18 protein-coding genes are annotated in these 19,139 nt (G+C 72.4%); 11 read left to right on the plus strand and 7 right to left on the minus strand.

What is annotated here, in order from left to right; translation table 11 throughout:
• The first annotated feature begins 244 nt into the window (after positions 1 to 244).
• Complete coding sequence (locus tag GV126_RS31310) at positions 245 to 1,045, plus strand: phytanoyl-CoA dioxygenase family protein (RefSeq protein WP_159672938.1); 801 nt, start codon at positions 245 to 247, stop codon at positions 1,043 to 1,045.
• A gap of 37 nt (positions 1,046 to 1,082) precedes the next feature.
• Here the strand turns inward: GV126_RS31310 and GV126_RS31315 are convergent, their stop codons facing one another.
• Positions 1,083 to 2,360 (minus strand): ATP-grasp domain-containing protein, encoded by a 1,278-nt coding sequence (locus GV126_RS31315; protein ID WP_185948318.1) that lies wholly within the window; start codon positions 2,358 to 2,360, stop codon positions 1,083 to 1,085.
• A 77-nt stretch (positions 2,361 to 2,437) separates the two neighbouring features.
• Between GV126_RS31315 and GV126_RS31320 the strand changes: the two genes are divergently transcribed.
• Together GV126_RS31320 and GV126_RS31325 are read left to right on the plus strand one after the other, a co-directional pair.
• Positions 2,438 to 3,625: an MFS transporter gene (locus GV126_RS31320; RefSeq protein ID WP_159672940.1), complete on the plus strand. Its 1,188-nt coding sequence runs from the start codon at positions 2,438 to 2,440 to the stop codon at positions 3,623 to 3,625.
• A gap of 83 nt (positions 3,626 to 3,708) precedes the next feature.
• The gene (locus GV126_RS31325; RefSeq protein ID WP_159672942.1) at positions 3,709 to 5,028 is read left to right on the plus strand and encodes a nucleotide disphospho-sugar-binding domain-containing protein; all 1,320 of its coding nucleotides are present in this window, start codon (positions 3,709 to 3,711) and stop codon (positions 5,026 to 5,028) included.
• A 79-nt stretch (positions 5,029 to 5,107) separates the two neighbouring features.
• Here GV126_RS31325 and GV126_RS31330 read toward each other — a convergent pair whose 3' ends face one another.
• Complete coding sequence (locus GV126_RS31330; protein WP_201299902.1) at positions 5,108 to 6,655, minus strand: alpha/beta fold hydrolase; 1,548 nt, start codon at positions 6,653 to 6,655, stop codon at positions 5,108 to 5,110.
• A gap of 164 nt (positions 6,656 to 6,819) precedes the next feature.
• Here GV126_RS31330 and GV126_RS31335 point away from each other — a divergent pair, with 164 nt between their 5' ends.
• The 3 genes from GV126_RS31335 to GV126_RS31345 all read left to right on the plus strand — a co-directional run bounded on the left by GV126_RS31335 (position 6,820) and on the right by GV126_RS31345 (position 9,762).
• Complete coding sequence (locus GV126_RS31335; protein WP_159672944.1) at positions 6,820 to 7,173, plus strand: VOC family protein; 354 nt, start codon at positions 6,820 to 6,822, stop codon at positions 7,171 to 7,173.
• A gap of 238 nt (positions 7,174 to 7,411) precedes the next feature.
• Entirely contained in the window at positions 7,412 to 8,392 is a 981-nt protein-coding gene (rfbB, locus tag GV126_RS31340; protein WP_159672946.1) for a dTDP-glucose 4,6-dehydratase, read from the plus strand.
• On the plus strand, positions 8,389 to 9,762 hold the full coding sequence (locus GV126_RS31345) for an NDP-hexose 2,3-dehydratase family protein (protein ID WP_159672948.1): 1,374 nt from the start codon (positions 8,389 to 8,391) through the stop codon (positions 9,760 to 9,762). Before rfbB ends, GV126_RS31345 begins: the two co-directional genes overlap by 4 nt.
• Before the next feature lie 77 nt (positions 9,763 to 9,839).
• Here the strand turns inward: GV126_RS31345 and GV126_RS31350 are convergent, their stop codons facing one another.
• The gene (locus GV126_RS31350) at positions 9,840 to 10,292 is read right to left on the minus strand and encodes a carboxymuconolactone decarboxylase family protein (RefSeq protein WP_419796088.1); all 453 of its coding nucleotides are present in this window, start codon (positions 10,290 to 10,292) and stop codon (positions 9,840 to 9,842) included.
• 110 nt (positions 10,293 to 10,402) lie between these two features.
• Positions 10,403 to 11,173: a gamma-glutamyl-gamma-aminobutyrate hydrolase family protein gene (locus GV126_RS31355; RefSeq protein WP_159672952.1), complete on the minus strand. Its 771-nt coding sequence runs from the start codon at positions 11,171 to 11,173 to the stop codon at positions 10,403 to 10,405.
• Between the two features lie 223 nt (positions 11,174 to 11,396).
• On the opposite strand from GV126_RS31355, the gene GV126_RS31360 reads away from it, so the two are divergent.
• The 3 genes from GV126_RS31360 to GV126_RS31370 all read left to right on the plus strand — a co-directional run bounded on the left by GV126_RS31360 (position 11,397) and on the right by GV126_RS31370 (position 14,480).
• Positions 11,397 to 12,323, plus strand: coding sequence for an ABC transporter ATP-binding protein (locus GV126_RS31360; protein ID WP_159672954.1), 927 nt, complete (start codon positions 11,397 to 11,399; stop codon positions 12,321 to 12,323).
• A complete protein-coding gene (locus GV126_RS31365) occupies positions 12,320 to 13,159 on the plus strand; it encodes an ABC-2 transporter permease (protein WP_159672956.1) in 840 nt (279 codons plus the stop codon). The genes GV126_RS31360 and GV126_RS31365 overlap by 4 nt, the downstream gene beginning before the upstream one ends.
• 133 nt (positions 13,160 to 13,292) lie before the next feature.
• Positions 13,293 to 14,480: a ParB/RepB/Spo0J family partition protein gene (locus GV126_RS31370; protein ID WP_159672958.1), complete on the plus strand. Its 1,188-nt coding sequence runs from the start codon at positions 13,293 to 13,295 to the stop codon at positions 14,478 to 14,480.
• 49 nt (positions 14,481 to 14,529) lie between these two features.
• Here GV126_RS31370 and GV126_RS31375 read toward each other — a convergent pair whose 3' ends face one another.
• Entirely contained in the window at positions 14,530 to 15,399 is an 870-nt protein-coding gene (locus GV126_RS31375; protein ID WP_159672959.1) for a helix-turn-helix domain-containing protein, read from the minus strand.
• 170 nt (positions 15,400 to 15,569) lie between these two features.
• Here GV126_RS31375 and GV126_RS31380 point away from each other — a divergent pair, with 170 nt between their 5' ends.
• Positions 15,570 to 16,199 (plus strand): VOC family protein, encoded by a 630-nt coding sequence (locus GV126_RS31380; protein ID WP_159672960.1) that lies wholly within the window; start codon positions 15,570 to 15,572, stop codon positions 16,197 to 16,199.
• Positions 16,200 to 16,295: 96 nt separating this feature from the next.
• On the opposite strand, the gene GV126_RS31385 is transcribed toward GV126_RS31380, so the two are convergent.
• Complete coding sequence (locus tag GV126_RS31385) at positions 16,296 to 16,712, minus strand: enediyne antibiotic chromoprotein (RefSeq protein ID WP_159672962.1); 417 nt, start codon at positions 16,710 to 16,712, stop codon at positions 16,296 to 16,298.
• A gap of 260 nt (positions 16,713 to 16,972) precedes the next feature.
• Positions 16,973 to 17,635, minus strand: coding sequence for a response regulator transcription factor (locus GV126_RS31390; protein ID WP_201299903.1), 663 nt, complete (start codon positions 17,633 to 17,635; stop codon positions 16,973 to 16,975).
• 301 nt (positions 17,636 to 17,936) lie between these two features.
• Between GV126_RS31390 and GV126_RS31395 the strand changes: the two genes are divergently transcribed.
• Positions 17,937 to 18,929, plus strand: coding sequence for a cytochrome P450 (locus GV126_RS31395; protein ID WP_236570202.1), 993 nt, complete (start codon positions 17,937 to 17,939; stop codon positions 18,927 to 18,929).
• Positions 18,930 to 19,139 lie beyond the last annotated feature (210 nt).

Consider the following 19,139-nt stretch of genomic DNA (forward strand, 5'->3'; position numbering starts at 1 on the left):
CACTTGCTGGTCTCCTGCTCAGCGTCACGGGTGTCGATGAAGTCGCGGTCGCTCATGTGTCACTCCTTCCGCCGTATCGGATTGCCGTGGGCCGGATCGGCCGCACGGCCCGGAAGCATACGAAGAGCACGGAAGGCACGGCAACGGCCTTGATACGCGGACGTTGAACATGAACATTTCCGTGGTATTGGCGGGTCGGCCGGCGGCGATCCGAGGTGGGACGAGGAGAGACGAGGAGAGAAGAATGAGCGCCACGCATTACCGGGACGTACGCGACAGGGGATTCATGCGGCTCGACGGGCTGGTGGCGGGCGAGGCTCTCGCCCGGCTGCGCGGCGCGGTGGCCGATCTGGAGGAACTGGCCCGCGACCGCACGGTCTCCGGCGGGAACTTCGTCCTGGAGGCCCCCGGCATCGGCGGCTGGGCGGCCTGGCAGCAGGGTGCCCAGGCCCTCCCCGGGGTGCTGAGGTCGGCCGACCGCATCCACGAGCACGTCCCCGAGTTCGCGGCCGTACAGCGGTCGCTGGACCTGGCCGGCGGGCCGGTGGCGGGGGCCGCCGGGAGCCCGGGCACCCTGGTCAACGCGTTTTTGTGGGCCAAGCCGCCCGTGGTGGGGTCGGCCAAGCCCTGGCATCAGGACATCGCCTTCGCGCCGCCCTCGTTCGGCGCCGAGGAGCACGGCATCGTGACGATCTGGATCGCGCTGGAGCCGGCCACCGTGCGCAACGGCTGCCTGGAGTTCATCCCCGGCTCCCATCTGCTCGGGCTGTTCCCGCACACCGGGGACCGGGAGCGTCTGCCGGGTGAGCCGCCGCGGGCGGGCGCGGTGGAGCCGCACGTCGCGGACGAGCACCTGCCGCGCACGGCCGACCCGGTCGCCGTACCCCTCGAGCCCGGTTCCGCCGTCATGTTCGACGGCCTGGTGCTGCACCGTTCGGCGCCCAACACCACGGCGGCGGAGCCGCGCACGGCCGTCAGTTTCGTCTACCGGGTGCCGCGGCCCTCGTGGACCCGGATGGAGCCGGCCGCCGTGGTCCGGGCCTGACGTTCGACCGCGGCGGATCCGCAGTCGAACGCGGGCGTCAGGAGTCGGCCCTGCCGTCGAGGCCGTAGAACGCCTCGCCGTCGAGGTGGCGGATCGTGTTCAGGTCGCGCTGCACGACCTCCTCCAGGTCGTGCAGCAGCGTCACGATGAGCGGATAGGTGAGGTCGTCGACCGTGCGGCGGATCCGCTGACCGGGTTTCACCAGCGTGCTCAGGCTGTGGAAGCTCTCCAGCCGCTCGATCTCCTCGATGCCCCGGTACTCGCTGAGCACGCCCTCCACCGGCGAGACCATGCCGAAGATCGCGCTGTACCGGCGCACCCGGTAGGGCGTTCCGGCCCGGGCGTGGAACCGCTCGGGCCGCAGGTAGGCGTCGACGGTCCACTCCAGCTGGGACTCGCCGATGCCCAGGCCGGCGCAGGCCGGGATGCCGCCGCCGGCGATCCGGGCACCGACCTCGACCAGGCACGGCCCCTGCGGGGTCATCCTGATCTCCAGGTGTGCCGGGCCGTGGCGGATGCCGAGGGCGTCGAGCACCTGGAACGCGTAGTCGCGCAGCGGCTCCACGACCCGGCTCGCCGAGTCGGTCAGCGACAGGGCGTCGCAGAGGTCGACCACCCCGTTCGCGGTGAGGCGGCCGGTCCGCCACACGTCGCACAGGTGGTGGCGGCCGTCCCGGCTGACGGTGTTCACCATGTACTCGGTGCCCGGCAGGTACTCCTGCGCCACGGCCCCCTTGTTGGGCTGGGAGAAGACGTCGTCGGCATCGGCGAGGGAGCGAAACGCCGCCACCGACTCCTCCGGGGTGTCGCAGAAAAAGACGCCCTGGCTGCCCGCGCTGCGCGGCGGCTTGACCACGACGCGCCCGCCCAGTTCGCGGTGCCAGGCGGCGAGTTCGTCCGCGTCGGTGGCGCGCAGCTGCCGGGCCGCGCGAAGTCCCGCGGCGCGCACCGCCTCGACCATGAGATGCTTGTCGCGCCGCGCGGCGCTCAGGGCGGTGCCGTTGCCCGGCAGGCCGAGCCGCTCCGCGAGCAGGTCCGCGAACTCCACCCCGCTCTCCCCGCCCGCGACCACCGCGACCGGCGCGAACGCCTTGACAGCCGCCACCGTGGCCTCCAGGTCGCCGTCGTGCACGATATCGGCGACGAAATCCTCCGGGACGTACGGCGCTGCGCGGTACACGTACGGCACTTCACGAGTGCTCTGCACCCGGACAATGGCACTTCCCTGTTCCAGGAATTTCAGGACGAGTGAGCGGACCGCGGCCCAGGCGTCCACCATCACGATGCACGGGCGTCCATCTATTGCTGCTGTCATGTGTTCAAAGTAGAGAGAGCGGCCCCTCGCCGAAAGACGTTCAACTCTGGGATCCTTCCCCTCCGGAGGAGTGCCTGATGACGTCTTTTCTCGCAGGAGTGCGCTCGCCGCACTGCACCCCGGTATTGCTGTTCGTCAACGCCTTCGGCAGTTTTCTGGTCCTGGTGAGCCTTTCCACGCTCGTGGAGTCGGCCACCGGATCGGGGCTGCTCGCGGCGGCCGTGCTGAGCGCGCCGTGGCTGCCCGCGCTGCTGCTGGCCGGACCGCTCAACCGGCTGCTCGCCCGGCACGCTCCGGAGCGGCTGGTGCGGCTGGCCGAGGCGACGAGCCTGGGGCTGACCGCCGCGGCGCTCGTGGCTCCGCAGCGGGCGCTCCTCGCGGTCGCCGCCGCACTGCTGCTGGCCCGTGGGTACTTCGAGGCGGTCACCCGCTCGGCCACCGCGCTCGTGCTGCGCGAGACGGTGCCCGAGCAGCGGCTGGACCGGGCGAACACCGTCGCCGAGATCGGCAAGCTGACCGGCCTGAGCGTCGGCGCGGCACTGGCCGGCCCGGCCGCGTCCGTGCTGTCGCTGCGCGGACTGATCGCGGTGAACGCGGCGACGCTGGTGCTCAGCGCACTGCTCGCGTGGGCGCTGCCGTCCACACCGCAGCAGGCCGCCCCCGCGGACGATGCCAAGGCCGCCGCCCGGCCGCGGGTCGTCGATCCCGTGCTGCGCCGGCTGTTCGCCCGTTTCCTGCTGGTGTCCTTCTGGCAGGGCTTCCACACGGTGGCCGTCACCGTCGTCCCGGTCCAGTTGCTCGGCGGCGGCACCCGCCTGGTGGGTGTGTTCGTCGCCGTCTCCTCGGTGGCTCTGTTCACGGGGTCGCTCGCCGCCCTGCCGGCCCAGCGCTACCTGACCCGCGTGCCCTCGGCCGTGTGGGCGGTGCTTCCCGTGGCGCCCCTGCTGGCGGCGGTGCTGGTCGGCCGTACGGTGCCGACGCTTGTGCTGTACGCGCTGTTCCTGGTCCTCTTCGAGGTGGCCTACCTGCACTGCAACAACCGGCTCCTGGCCACGGCCCGCCCCGCCGAGCTGCCGTCGGTGGTGACGCTGCGGGCCACCCTGCTGCCCTCGGGCGTGGCGGTTTCCATCCTGGCGCTGGGTGCGCTGTGCGACCTGGTGGGTTTGGTGTCCACCGCCTTTGTGGTGGCCGTCGTCACCGTCGTGGTCACCGCCTCGACCGGCACCGCCGGGCCCGCCTGGCGGCGACGCGTGCAGGACGCCTGACCAGGACGGCGAGGGCCGCGCGGGCCGGGCAGTGCGGCGTTCGTCCCTGATCCTCCGTTCCCGACTGTCAAGGAAGTGCCGTCGTGCGGGTCCTCGTCGTGCCGTTTCCCTGGAAGGCTCATGTGTTCAACCTCGTGCCGCTCGCCTGGTCGTTGCGGACGGCCGGGCACGAGGTGCGGGTGGCCTGCTGGCCGAATCTGCTCGACGTCGTCACCTCGGCCGGGCTGACGGCCGTGGCCGTCGGCCCCGGCGAGACACCGGAGGTGCGCAGGCAGCGGGACCGGCGCCAGACGTCCGAGCGCGCCGCCGCGGCGAAACGTGCCCCGCGGCAGGGGCTCGACCCGCTGTTCGACATACGGCCGGATCGCGAGCGGCTGGACTGGGAGCAGGCCTGCCGGGTCTTCGACGATCTGGTGCTGCCGCAGGCACGGCGCTCCAACGACTCGATGATGGACGACCTGGTCGCCGCGGCCCGCGCCTGGCGGCCCGATCTGGTGCTGTGGGGCGCCAAGGCGTTCGCGGGCGCGGTGGCCGCCGAGGCCGTGGGCGCGGCGCACGCCCGGGTGCTGTACTCCGTCGACGTCTACACCCGGATGCGACAGGACTTCCTGCACGCCCGGGCTCAGCAGCCGCCGGAGCGGCGCACCGACGCGATGCGGGACTGGCTGTCCGGCTGGGCGCGGCGGTACGGCGTCGCGTTCTGCGAGGACCTGGTCAACGGCCAGTTCACCGTCGCCCCGCTGCCCGAGGCGTTCCGGCCCGATCCCGGGCCGACCGTGCTGCCCGTGCAGTTCGTGCCCTACAACGGTCCGGCCGTGGTGCCCGGGTGGCTCGCCGGGCCGCCGCCGGCGCCGCGGGTGCTGATGACGTTCGGCGACTCGGTCGACGACCGGCCGACCCGGCTCCCGCTGCCCGTGGAGGGCATCCAGGGCATCCTCGGCGCGGTGGCCGGCCTGGAGATGGAGCTGGTGCTGGCCGTGCCGCCGGAGGTCCGCCAGGAGCTGCGGGAGGTGCCGGCCAACACCCGTCTGGTGGAGTCCGTCCCCCTTGCCGAGGTGCTGCCGACGTGCTCGGCCGTGGTGCACCACGGCGGCACCTGGTCGTTCGGCTGCGCGCTGCGCCACGGCGTGCCCCAGCTCCTGATCAGCCGGGCGTTCGACGCGCCGCTGAAGTTCCGGTGCCTGCGGGCCGCGGGCGCGGGGCTCGCCATGACGCCCGCGCAGGCGGACGGGCCGGCGGTCCGTGCCGCCCTCGTCCGCCTGCTGCACGACGCGGACCTGCGGGCGAACGCGGTACGGCTGCGGGAGCAGATGCTGGCCCTGCCCGCGCCCAACGACCTGGCGCGGACGCTGGAGACCCTGGCCGCCGCCCACCGGCCGGGGCCGGTGCCCGCCCCGCGCTGACCGGCGCAGGCCGGCGCAGGCCGGGCGGGAACGCGGACGGGCCCCGCGTGCTCCACGCGGGGCCCGTCCGCCGGTTGCGTCAGGACGCGGGGACCGGGTCGGCCGGCGCCTGGCAGACGGCGTCGACCCCCTCCTTGGAGGCGGGACGGGTGCCGTCCCGGAAGAAGTCCCCGACGTACTTGTTCAGGCAGGGGTCGTTGTTCGCCGACAGCGCCGCGCCGACGTTGTGGCCGCCCCGCTCCAGCACCAGCCGGGAGTTGGGGAACAGCTCGTGCGTCTCGACGGCGCCGCGGGTGCCGTGCGCGGTGTCGAACTGGGGCTGCACCAGCAGGACGCTCACCTGGTCGTTGCCGACCGTGAGCGGCGTGCTCCGCGCGGGCTGCGGCCAGAACGCGCACGGCGCGTCGTACCAGGCGTTGGTCCAGGTCAGGACCCGGTCACCGGCGTCGTACTGGCGCCAGTGGTCCGTGCTCCAGCGGTTCCAGTTCCGCGGCCAGGGGCCGTCGAGGCAGTTGACCGCGTTGGTCATGGCGTGCCGGTTCTGGTGCGGGAAGCCCGGCGGGGTGAAGGTGGCCCGCAGCGACGCCGGGTCCTTGCGCACCACCCAGTCGGAGAGCACCTTCGCCCGGGAGAGCCAGGTCCAGCTGCGGTAGACGACCGGCTCGAAGATGTCCGCCCACTCCATCGGGCCGATCTTGCCGTCCAGGGGCGCCGCCCGCAGCGCGTCCTGCCCCTTGTAGTAGTTCGCCTCCACCTCGTCCGCGGTCGTGCCCAGCCCGTAGACGGCGTCGTACTTGGCGACCCAGGCGAAGAAGATCTTCGCGTTGCGCTCGGACAGCGCGTCCTTGCGCAGGCTGTTGCGGTACCCCACCGTGCTGGGGCGCACCACGCTGTCCAGCACCATCCGCTCCAGCCGCTGCGGGAACAGCGTGGCGTAGACCGAGCCGAGGTAGGTGCCCCAGTCGGTGCCGAAGTAGGTGATCTTCTCCTGGCCGAGGGCGATCCGTATCCGGTCCACATCGCGCGCCGCGTCCTCGGTGCTCAGGTGGCGCAGCACGTCGCCGTACTTCGCGCCGCAGCTTTCGGCGTAGGCGCGGGCCCGGTCCACCCACTCCTGCTCGGCGGCGGGCGTGCCCGGCACCGGGTCCGGCTGCGCGTGCCCGGGGGCGATGTAGTCGACGTCGCAGACCACGGCCGGCTCGCTGGCGCCGACGCCGCGCGGGTCGAAGCCGATCCAGTCGTAGGCGGCGCCGACGTCCTGGGCCAGCCCGGTGGTGCCCTGGGCGTACCGGGTGGGCAGGTCACGGCCGATGCCGCCGGGCCACTGGCCGCGGTTGAGGATGACGACGCCCTTGTACTGGCTGTCGGGGACGGTGTGCTTGGCCCGCGTCAGCGCCAGGCTGATCTTCCTGCCCTCGGGGGCGTCGTAGTCGAGCGGCACCTGCACGGTGCCGCATTCCAGGCCCTTGAGCATGTCGCCGAGGACCGGATCACCCCCCGCACACGGCACCCAGTCGACGCTGCCGGCGGCCGGGCCGGCCGCATCGTTCGCCACCGCGACCGGGGCGACAGCCGTACCCACCAGCGCGGCCGCGACCGCCGGTATGACCCACGCAAGCTTTCTCACGGATTTCCCCTCCTAGTTCAGCGCGCTCGCAGCGTGGCACCGGTCCGTCGGTTCACGCTCAAGAACGCCTGGAAATCGCCTTGAGGCGACAGGGGGGAAGATGCAAGGGGTTTCTCCATTTCCCTAGCATGGGGCGACGCAATTCCTCACCCCCGGGAGCGAGAATGGCTGACGCAGCCGTCCAGGGAATCAAGACCGTGCTGCACCCCGTGGCGGACGTGGCAGCGGCCAAGAAGCTGTACACCGCCGTGTTCGGCATCGAGCCGCAGAACGACTCGGAGTACTACGTCGGGTTCGACGTCGCGGGCCAGCACATCGGGCTGGTGCCGGCGGGCGCGCAGGGCATCACCGGGCAGGTCGCCTACCTGCACGTGGCCGACCTCGACGCGAAACTGGCCGAGATCACCGCTGCGGGCGGCACCGTGAGCAGCCCTCCCAAGGAGGTCGGCGCCGGCCGGCGCGTGGCGACCGTCACCGACCTCGACGGCAACGTCCTCGGACTGCTGCAGGACAGCTGACGCCGCGTCCCCGGCCCCGCGTCCCCGGCCGCCCCCGGAGCCTGTCGAGCCCGTCTCGAGAAGGCTTCGAGGGCGGCCGTCCAGTCTCTCCCCGCAGGGTGGGTGGAGACCGCCCGCGTCACCCGTCCCCCGGGCACCGGCCCGGCGTCGACGCGCAGCGGCCCTCGAGGGAAGCCACCCCCAAGGGAAGGGAAAAGGACATGCTTCGAGCGCGGAATTCCGGCTGCGACGTGGTCGCATGAAAATCCTCGTCACCGGCGGCGCCGGATTCATCGGCTCGCACTACGTACGGACCATGCTGGACGGGGGCTATCCGGGATTCGAGGACGCCCACGTCACGGTCCTGGACGCGCTGACCTACGCGGGGAACCGGGACAACCTGCCCGCCTCGCACCCGCGGCTGACCTTCGCACACGGGAACATCCTCGACCGGGAGCTGCTGCGTGACCTGCTCGACGGCCAGGACGCGGTGGTGCACTTCGCGGCCGAGAGCCACGTCGACCGCTCCATCGCCAGCGGCGCCGACTTCGTCCGCACCAACGTCGAGGGCACGCAGGCGGTGCTCGAAGCCTGCCTGGCGGCCGGCGTCGAGCGCGTGGTGCACATCTCGACCGACGAGGTGTACGGCTCCATCGAGGAGGGGGTGTGGACCGAGGAGTCCCCGCTGCTGCCCAACTCGCCGTACGCCGCGTCCAAGGCGGCCTCCGACCTGATCGCCCTGGCGTACTTCCGCACCCACCGGCTGAACGTGTCGGTCACCCGCTGCTCCAACAACTACGGGCCCTACCAGTACCCGGAGAAGTTCATCCCGCTCGCCGTCACCAACCTGCTCGAAGGACGCCCCGTCCCCGTCTACGGGGACGGCGGGCAGATCCGCGAGTGGCTGCACGTGGACGACCACTGCCGCGCCGTGCAGCGGGTCCTCACCGGCGGCCGGGCGGGCGAGGTCTACAACATCGGCGCCGGTACGGCCGTGCCGAACCTGGAACTGGCCCACCGGCTCGCCGAGCTGTGCGGGGCGGGACCGGAGATGATCCGGCACGTCACCGACCGCAAGGGCCACGACCGGCGCTACGCCCTGGACCAGGGCAGGATCGAACGCGAACTCGGCCACCGGCCGCTGACCGCGTTCGACACCGGACTGGCCGCAACCGTCGCCTGGTACCGCGACAACCCCCGCTGGTGGAAGCCGCTGAAGAACGGCGGGGACCGGCCGTGAGCGGCCCCGTGCAGCTGGTGGCGCGCACCGGCGCCGACGTCGCCGAGCGCCTGGCGCGGTCGGCCGCGGCGGCCGAGGGCGCGCACACCGCGACCACCGAGGTGCCGGGCTGGCTGGACCTGCACCGGCACCTGAGCGGGACGGTCGTCCGGCGGATCCCGTTCTCCGGGCTCGACCACTGGTCGTTCGCCCCGGACACCGGGAACCTGCGGCACAGCAGCGGACGCTTCTTCACCGTCGAGGGACTGCACGTCAGCGGGCCGGGCACCGAGTGGGAACAGCCGATCATCGTGCAGCCGGAGATCGGCATCCTCGGCATCCTCGCCAAGGAGTTCGACGGCGTCCTGCACTTCCTGATGCAGGCCAAGATGGAACCCGGCAACCCCAACCTGGTGCAGCTCTCCCCCACCGTGCAGGCCACCCGCAGCAACTACACCAAGGCCCACGGCGGAACGGCGGTGAAGTACCTGGAGCACTTCCTCGCCCCGCGCAGGGAGCAGGTCCTCACGGACGTCCTGCAGTCCGAGCACGGCGCCTGGTTCTTCCGCAAGCGCAACCGCAACATGATCGTCGAGGCTGACGGCGACGTCCCCGTCCACGACGGCTTCTGCTGGCTCACCCTCGGGCAGATCCTGCGGCTGCTGCGCCTGGACAACATCGTGAACATGGACGCGCGCACCGTGCTGGCGAGCGCGCCGGCCCTCCACGACGAGACGAAGGCGCTGTCGTCGGACGCCGGCCTGCTGGCCTGGTTCACCGGGGAACGCGCCCGGCACGACGTCCGTGCCCGCCGCATGCCGCTGCGCGACATCGCCGGGTGGCGGACCGACGCGCACTGCGTCAGCCGTACCGACGGCAGGTTCTTCCGGGTGGTGGCGGTCTCCGTCGAGGGGGCCGGCCGCGAGGTGGCCGGCTGGACCCAGCCGATCATCGAACCCGTCGAGCGCGGCGTGGCCGGCTTCGCCTGCCGGTTCTTCGACGGCGTCCCGCACCTCCTGGCGCACGCCCGCGTCGAGGGCGGCTTCCTGGACACCGTGGAGCTGGCGCCGACCGTGCAGTGCGTGCCGTCGAACTACGCGCCCGGGCACCGCCCGCCCTTCCTGGAGGTCCTGCTGAACGCCTCGCCCGACCGCGTCCTGTACTCGACCGTGCACAGCGAGGAGGGCGGCCGCTTCCTCAACGCGGAGAGCCGCTACCTGATCGTCGAGACCGACGAGGCGACGACCCCCGCCCAGCCGCCCCCCGGCTACCAGTGGGTGACGCCGGGACAGCTGAACTGGCTCGCCGGGCACAGCCGCTACGTCAACGTCCAGGCCAGGACCCTGCTCGCCGTCCTCGGCCCGGCGCTGCGGGGCGAGGGCGCGCCCTGACCCGAGCGGGTGCGCCGACGGCACGAGGCCCTGTCCGGGAGGTGATCCCCGGGCAGGGCCTCGATGCCGCCGAAGGGCTACTGCGCCGCGCTGAGCCGGCTGGTCATCGGGGTCCACTTCTTGGGGTTGATACGCCAGTCCACCGCTTCCTGCCTGGTGGCGACGTTGACCCGGTTCCACAGGTTGACCAGCCCGATGTGCAGGACGACGGCGGCCAGCTGCACCTGGGTCCAGTGCCTGGCGGCCTCCTCCCAGACCTCGTCCGACACCGGGTCCTCGCGGCCGTCGATCCGCGTGGCGGCCTCCGCCAGCGCCAGCACCGAGCGCTCGGCGTCGGTGAAGCAGGTCTGTTCCCGCCAGGTCTCCACCAGCGGCAGACGGCGGTCCTCCTCCCCCGCCTCCTCGAACTCCTTGGGCTTCACGGGCAGGTGGACCGTCCGCCCGTTGATCTGGCTCACCCTGAGATGGATGAGCACGAGCGTCTGCAGCGGCACGCCGACACTGTTGACGGCCTTGACCAGCGCGCGCATGGGCGGAAGAACATCGGGAACCACCAACGAGGGGTTGGGCATCCGCGGTGACATCATTCTCCTTCGCAGGGGGATCGAAAATCGGTCTGCTCCCGGCAACGCCTGTTTCTTCAGGGAATCGGAACTGCGGCGGCCCGCTCTTTGCGCAGGCGTTCGCCGGCGGCGTGCGCGAGTGCTCGGTGAAGTCGTCGGTCGGCCGTGTGCCCGGATTCCCATTGCACGCCGATCGCGAAGGGGTGGTCCGTGACTTCCACGGCCTCGACGGTTCCGTCCCCGGCCCGTCCGGTGACGCTCAGGCCGCTGCCGATCCGGTCCACCGCCTGGTGGTGGTGGCATGCCGTCTCCGGCTCGTCCTCGTCGAGGATGCCGGCGATCCGGCTGCCGGACAGCAGCTTCAGCGGCTGACGGCCCAGCGTGAAGGTCTGCGTCCGCGGACGGTGGCCGTCATGCCCCGTGACGTCCGCCAGGTGCTGGTGCAGGGTGCCCCCGTGCAGCACGTTGAGCAGCTGCAGACCGCGGCAGATCGCCAGCACGGGCAGGCCGGCGTCCAACGCCCGGCGCAGCAGCGCCAGTTCGACGCGGTCCGCGTCCGGGGTCATCGCCCGGGTCGCCGGGTGGGCCTGCGCCCCGTACAGCGCGGGGTCCACGTCGGGTCCGCCCGGCACCAGCAGTCCGTCGAGCCGGCCGACCAGGTCCTGCGCGCCCGGCAGCAGCGGCAGCAGCAGGGGCGTGCAGCCCGCCTCGGACAGGAAGGCCACGTGCGAGTGGAGGGCCAGGGCGACGAGCAGGTCGCTGCCCTGGAGGGTGACCGGCGCCGTCCGCGCACAGATCCCGATGACCGGCCGCCGGGCAAGCTCCGGTCCGTTCGTGACTGAATTCATGACCACCCTTGTTTCCGGGTTCAACTGGGGAAAGCAAGCAGATGAAACACGTGCTTCCCGGACAGACGGAGCCGCCAAAATATCCGCGCCGTGATGCCGCGGACCATCGTTCACGGTCCGCTCCAGGCTGCGACTACTGAACAGATAGCGATCCTGCTATCACAAGTGGCCGGGGAATCTTGCCCCCAGCGGAACTCTCGCAGGCCATTCAACCGAGGTGACCATGATCGAGGCCAAGAACCTCACCAAACGCTACGGCGACAAGACCGTCGTGGACGACCTGTCGTTCACGGTCGAGCCCGGCCGGGTCACCGGCTTCCTGGGCCCCAACGGCGCAGGCAAGTCCACCACCATGCGCCTGCTGCTGGGACTCGACAGGCCCGACGCCGGCGAGGCCACCGTCAACGGCGTTCCCTACCGCGAGCTGGACCGGCCGCTGAGCGTCGTCGGCGCCCTGCTGGAGGCCCGCGCCGTCCACACCGGCCGCAGCGCCTTCCACCACCTGCTCTGCCTGGCGCAGACCCAGGGCATCGGCCGGCACCGGGTCGAGGAGGTCATCGAGCAGGTCGGGCTGGCCTCCGTGGCCCACAAGCGGGCGGGCGGCTTCTCCCTCGGCATGGGACAGCGGCTCGGCATCGCCGCCGCACTGCTCGGCGACCCCGCCGCGCTGGTCCTGGACGAGCCCGTCAACGGCCTCGACCCCGAGGGCATCGTGTGGATCCGGAACCTGATGAAGTCGCTCGCGGCCGAGGGCCGCGCCGTCTTCGTCTCCAGCCACCTGATGAACGAGATGGCCGTCACCGCCGACCACCTCATCGTCATCGGCCGCGGCCGGCTGGTCGCCGACTGCTCCACCGAGGAGTTCATCGAACGCAGCACGGAGCGCTCCGTCCTCGTCCGCACGCCCGACGGGACGCAGCTCGCCGGGCTGCTGCGGCGCGAGGGCGCCACCGTCACCCGCACCGCCGAGGGCGACCTCGACGTCACCGGGATCGAGGCCCCGCGCATCGCCGAACTCGCCGCCGCCGACGGCCTGGTGCTGCACGAGCTGACCACGCGGCGCGGCTCCCTCGAGGAAGCTTTCATGGAACTGACCAGGGACGCCGTCGAGTACGACGCCGACGTGCCCGCCGCCGGAGGTGTGAAGTGAGCGCCACGACCGCGTTCGCCACCGGGTCCCGCCCGGTCTCCGGGGGCCGGGGGCCGGGCTTGGGGAACCTGATGCTGTCGGAGTGGACGAAGATCCGCTCCGTCCGCTCCACCGTCTGGTCCCTCGCCATCCTGGTCGTGCTCACCCTGGTGTTCACCGCGCTGTTCACGCAGATGGGCGTCTCGAACTGGGACAAGGCCGATGCCGCCCAGCAGGCGGAGATGCGCCTGGACCCGACCGGCACGATCCTGGGCAGCGGCATCCTGCTCAGCCAGCTCGCGGTGTGTGTGATGGGCGTGATGGCCATCGCGTCCGAGTACTCCACCGGCATGATCCGCGCCAGCCTGCTCGCCGTGCCGCGGCGGGTACCCGTCCTGGCGGCCAAGGGCGCGGTGTTCGCCCTGCTGGTCCTGGCGGTGGGCGAAGTGACCGCGTTCGGCTCCTTCTTCATCGGCGCGCCGATCCTCGACAGCAAGGCGCCGGTCTCCCTCGGCGACCCGGGCGTCCTGCGGGCCGTCGTCGGCTGCGGCCTCTACCTGGCCCTGCTCGGACTGTTCGCCCTCGCCGCCGGCGCGATCATCCGGCACACCGCGGCCGGCATCACCGTCGTCGTCGGGTTCGTCCTGGTGATCACCCCGATGGCGGATTTGCTGCCCGGCAGCGTGGGCGAGCACATCCACGCCTGGCTGCCCACCCAGGCCGGCTTCATGATCACCCAGCAGCACTCCCGCGCCGGCGATCTGCTGGGGCCGTGGGAGGGGCTCGGGGTGCTCGCGCTCTGGACGGCCGTCCTGCTGGCCGTCGCGGCGGTGCAGATGCGGCGCCGGGACGCCTGATCCCCCCGCGGGTGTCCGCCCGGCGGGCACCCGCAAAGCCGTGCTTTGAGAGAACGTCGACCTGCTCTCCACTGCGGCTTCAGACCCTCCTGCGACCCTCGTCGGCAGCGGCAGCAGAGAGGGAGTCACAGGGATGTCTCAGAGCAACGCGCAAGCCGTCTCGATCACGAGTGCGTTCAGTGCCGTCCGCCTTCAGAGCGCCGGAGCGTCGGCGCACAGCGAGTTCGACCTGAGCAATGTCGAGGAACTCCCGGCCCGCGAAGTCCCCCTTTCCGCTCTCTCCCCCGGAGTTTCCCTGCGCCGGGGCGGAACGGACCCCGCTCATGTCCGGCTTCTCGTCGACGCCGCGGATTCGGCGGAACTGCCCCCCATTCTCGTCCAGATGGACGGCTGCCGTGTCATCGACGGGCTGCACCGCCTGGAGGCCGCCCGGCTCATGGGCGCCGACACCATCCGGGCCCGTTTCCTCGACTGCTCCAACTCCGAGGCCCTCGTCATCGCCATGAAGGCGAACGGCACGCACGGCCTGCCGCTGTCGCGGGCCGACCGCGTCGCCGGCGCCCAGCGGGTCCTCACCTCCCACCCCGACTGGTCGGACCGCGCCATCGCGGGCATCACCGGGCTGAGCGCCAAGACCATCGCGTCCCTGCGCGAGCGGTCGGCGATCGCAACGCCGCTGGGTGGCAAGCGCATCGGCCAGGACGGCAGGCGGCGTCCGGTGGACGCCGGCGAGGGCAGGCGGCGCGCCGCCGAGTACATCGCCGCCCACCCGGACGCGCCGCTGCGCCAGGTCGCCAAGGCCACCGACGTGTCGCTGGGCACGGTGCACGACGTCAGCGCCCGGCTGCGGCGCGGCGAGGGGCCCGAACGCAACGGGCGCCGCACGCACGCCGCGCGGCCGCAGCACGTGCGGCCCGTCCCGTCCGTGCCGGCGGCCGGCGACGTGACGGCGCCGGCCGGGCCGGACACCGACGGGCTGCGCCGGGTGCCGCTGCGGGTGGCCGGGGGCGCCGAGGCCGCGCCGCCGCAGCGCAGGAACCACTCCGAGCCCGCCCCCACCTGGGCGGCGGTGGCGGCCAAGATGGCCACCGACCCCGCGATCCGCTACACCGCGGACGGCCGGGAGCTGCTGCGCTGGATGCAGTCGCAGGCCACCGAGCCCGGTGAGGACTGGCGGCGGCTCATCGACGCCGTGCCGCCCCACTGGCTCGGTGTGGTCGCCCCGATCGCCGAGCACATCGGCAAGGAGTGGTGTCTGCTCGCCGAACGGCTCAGGGCCCGTCAGGAACTGTGCCGCAAACTGTCGCCCTCGGGCCCCTGACCACCGCTCCCCCGCTCCCGGCGGCACCCGGGATCCGTGACCACCGCATCTACCCCCCTGGCGGCACCGGTGCGGCGGGCACCAGGCGCAGCCGGCCCGCACCGGCCCGCTCCCGCTCGGGTGCGGCCGCTGCCGGGGTGGTGGCGGCGCACCCGGGGTGCGGCACGACCGTCACGGGCGGTTCGAGCTCCGGCAGGGCGAGCAGCACCGGCGGATCGGCCGGGCAGGGACGCCGCAGCCGTACCGCCGCGCTGGTGACGGCGTCGGCGGTGACGGTCACCGTGGTGGTCGCTGTGCCGTGGCCCCCCACGAGTCCGCTCCGCACGGCGTGCGGGTCGTGACCGGTGCCGGCCGCCACCGCCACCGCGAGCAGGTGCCAGCGCCCCTCGGGCACGTCCCGCAGGAAGTAGCAGGACGGCCGGTCGCTCGGCACGTCGACGACCGCCTGGGCGAGGGCCGGGTACTGGACGACGGCCGTGGCGAAGGCCCCCAGGAACACCCGCGCGTTGCCGTGGCCCGGTGGCAGCCTGACCGTGCCGGCGACCGATCCGGACCGCGGCGACGGTCCCGGGCCCGGCGCGGGCAGCCCGGCCCCCTGCGCGCGGCACAGCCGGCGGAACCGGCCGGGCGACAGGCCGACAGCGGCCGTGAAGGAATGCGTGAACGCATGCAGGCTGTCGTAGCCGACCGCGCGGGAGATCTCCGCGAAACCCATCGAGGTGTTCTCGATGAGTTTCTTCGCTTCGTCAATGCGGACCGCGGCCAGGAACCTCCCGGGGCTCACCCCGGTTTCCTCCCGGAACAGGCGCGAGAGCGGGAAACGGCCGAGTGAGGCGCTGTGCGCGATGTCCGTGACGGTCAGCGGATCTGCGAATCGCTCGCGCATACAGGCGACCGCCCGCTCCACTGCTGCATCCATGGCCCACCCCAGGTGTGTCGTCCCACTCGACAGGGTGGCTCGTGCGCGCGGGGCTTCGCTCGAGTCCCGCTCGGGGAGCGCTACAGGATCGGTCCGGACGGGGACGAGGCGCCGGCGATCGAGCACGAATGGAGAAGCCTGCGGCGGACGCCCGCGGCTAGCGTGACGTCATGAGCTTCCTCGCACACGTCACCCTGGAGGTGGCCGACCTCGCGGCCGCCGAACGCTTCTACTGCGACGCCTTCGGGCTGGGCCCGCGGGTACGTCTGCGCGCCTGCGAGGCGCCGACGAGCGGATTCCGCGGATTCACCATGTCGATCACCGTCTCCCAGCCGGCCGACGTCGACAGCTTCCTCGGCTCCGCCCTGGAGGCCGGCGCCACCTCGCTGAAGCCGGCCGCGAAGTCCCTGTGGGGCTACGGCGGCGTCGTGCAGGCGCCGGACGGCACGATCTGGAAGGTGGCGACCTCCTCGAAGAAGAACACCGGCCCCGCCACCCGCAAGGTCGACGACCTCGTCCTCCTGCTGGGCGTCGAGGACGTCAAGGCGAGCAAGCAGTTCTACGTCGAGCAGGGCCTGTCCGTCGCCAAGAGCTTCGGCGGCAAGTACGTCGAGTTCGCCTGCGACGACGCCTCGGTCAAGCTGGCGCTGTACAAGCGCCGGGGCCTGGCCAAGGACGTCGGTGTGCCCGAGGAGGGCAGCGGCTCGCACCGCATCGTGCTCGGGGGCACCGCCGGGTCCTTCACCGACCCGGACGGCTTCGCCTGGGAGGCGGCGTCGGTGTCGTCCGCCTCCGCCTGAATCCGTGCGGCTGCTGCCGGAACACGAACGCGCCCACCGAGCGGTGCCCTGGGCGGGCACCGCTCGGTGGGCTGCCGTCCTCACGGACCTGGTGCCTCAGCCGAAGGAGATCTTGGTGCCGACCGGGCCGGTGGAGGCCAGGTAGGCGACCAGCTGGCACTGCTGCACGGCGCAGTCGACGGTCACGGGCGTGCCGGTGCCGGTGCTCCAGTCGGTGGCCGTGAACTGCTTGCGCACGGTGTAGGGCACGCTGAAGGTGCCGTCGGACCGGACGGTGGCCGTGGCCAGCGTGTCGGTGCAGGTGGTGCTCTCCCGGCACTGCGAGACCGCGACCTCGGCACCCGCCTGGTAGCCCGTGCCGGACACGGTCACGGTCTGCCCGTCGGCCAGGCCGCTGCTGGGCGAGGCGGTCACCGCCGGAGCCGCGGAGGCCGGGGCGGTGGCCAGGGCCAGGGCCGCCACGGCGGCGGAGCCCAGCATGCCGGCCTGGGTCAGACGCGAGCGGATCTGCATGTTCGTCTCCCCGAAGAATGCGGATAGCGGAAGTGGAACGGCGCGTTCTGGAGATCACGCCTCACCCAGAGTCGACCGGAACACATGAGACCGGCTCGAAACCGCCTCGATGCCCGCTGGAACCGCGCTGCACGGCCGGTTGATCTGCGCACGGGGCGGCGCACCGCGCAGGGCGTCGTCCAGGAGGCACACGTCGGGCAGGCCAAACCGGCCGGCGGCGCCGCCGCAGGCGTGTGCGCAGGAGGGGATGTGTCGTGGGCTCAGGGGTTGCCGAGCATGAAGCCGACGCCGCGGACCGTCACGATCCAGCCGCTGTCGCCCAGCTTGCCGCGCAGGCTGCTGACGTGGGTGTCGACGGTGCGGCGGGACCAGGAGTCACCCCAGACCTGCTGCAGGAGCTGCTTGCGCGGGATGACGGTGTCCGGGTGTGAGGCCAGCAGGCACAGCAGGTCGAACTCCTTGCGGGTCAGGGCGACTTCCTCGCCGTCGACCAGGACCTCACGGGAGCCCACGTCGATGTGCAGACGGCCGTGCCGGATCTCGCGGGCGGCGGGCTGCCACTCGGCGCGCCGCATCACGGCCTCGATGCGGGCCATCAGCTCGCGCAGGCCGTAGGGCTTGGCGACGTAGTCGTCGGCGCCCGCCTGGAGGCCGAGGACGCAGTCCAGTTCGGAGGCGCGGGCGGTGACGATGATGACGGGCACCCGGCTGACGGAGCGGATGGCGCGGCAGACCTCCAGGCCGTCCAGGTCGGGCAGTTCGGGGTCCAGCAGGACGAGATCGGCGTCCTCGTGGGCGCGCAGCGCGGCCTCGCCGCGGCGGACGCCGAAGGCGTCGTGTCCGTGCCGGCGCAGCTGGGTGACGAGGGATGCGGCGCAGGCGGTGTCGGCGTCGACGACGAGGACCCGGCGGCCTGAGGGCATCGAGACGGCGGCCCGGCGGCCGGCGGCCGCCGTCTCCCGGTCCCCGGCGGGCCGCAGGGCGGCCCGGCGTCTATTCCCCCCCTCCCCCGCCCCGCGACTCCCCACTCGGCCCCCCTCCGGCTGTCCCTTCGACCCGCCCGAGGGGCTGGCCCGGCTGCGCGTCGAGGAACCCCTGTCGAAGGTCGCCCTGGACGACGGCACCTGGGCCTGGCTGGCCACCCGTTACGCGGACGTCCGCGCGATCCTCGGTGACGCGCGCTTCAGCTCGGACACCTCCACCCCCGGCTATCCGATCAGCGGCATGACCGGCGGCAGCCCGCGCCCCGGCGCCACCCGCGGCTTCATCCGCATGGACCCGCCGGAGCACACCCGGCTGCGCCGCATGGTCACCCGCGACTTCATGGTCAAGCGGGTCGAGGCGCTGCGCCCCACCCTGCAGAAGCTCACCGACGAGCTGTGCGACGCCATGGAGCGCGTCGACCGCTCCGAGCACCCCGTCGACCTGGTCAAGGCCCTGGCGCTGCCACTGCCCTCGCTCGCCATCAGCCTGCTGCTGGGTGTGCCCTACGAGGACCACGACACCTTCCAGCGGCTGACCGGCGCCCTGCTCTCCCGCGAGATCTCCGAGGAGGACCGCGGCCCGGCCCGCACCGAACTCCTCGCCTACATCGACAACCTCGTCGAGACGAAGAAGGCCGCGCCGGGCGACGACATCATCAGCCGTCTGATCACGGAGCAGTACGCCAAGGGCGAGCTGACCCACGAGGACCTCGTCGCGTTCGCCGTGCTGCTGCTCGTCGCCGGGCACGAGACGACGGCCAACATGATCGGCCTGAGTGCCCTGACCCTGATGCTCGACCGGGAGACCGCCGACCGGCTGCGCGAGGACCCCTCCCTCGTCCGCGGCGCCGTCGAGGAACTGCTGCGCTTCCACAGCATCATCCGCAACGGTCCGCGCCGCGCGGCCCTGGAGGACGTCGAGGTCGGCGGGCAGCTCATCCGCAAGGGCGAGGGCGTCATCGTCGCCGTACCGTCGGCCAACCGCGACGAGGACACCTTCCCCGACGCCGGCCGGCTCGACATCACCCGCCCCAACGCCCAGCACCACGTGGCCTTCGGCTACGGCATCCACCAGTGCCTGGGACAGGCCCTGGCCCGCGCCGAGCTGCAGGTGGTCATCACCACCCTGCTGCGCCGCTTCCCCGGGATGCGGCCCGCCGTGCCGGTCGAGGAGATCCCCTTCCGCACCGACATGGTCATCTACGGCTGCCACGCCCTCCCGGTCACCTGGTGACCCCACTTCCGCCCCCGCGGAACACCCGAGAGCACACCCCGCGGAACACCTGAGCGCACGCCCCGAGGACACACCTCTGAGACACATCTCGGGGTCACATCTCAAGGCCACACCCCGGGCGCCGCATTCTCGGACGGCACACCCCAGGGGGACACACTGCCCTGCCCCGGCCCCGCGGAGCACGCCGCCCACGCCAGAAGGAAGCCCCTG

Source organism: Streptomyces mexicanus (genome assembly GCF_902506575.1).
Classification (GTDB): Bacteria; Actinomycetota; Actinomycetes; order Streptomycetales; family Streptomycetaceae; genus Streptomyces; species Streptomyces mexicanus.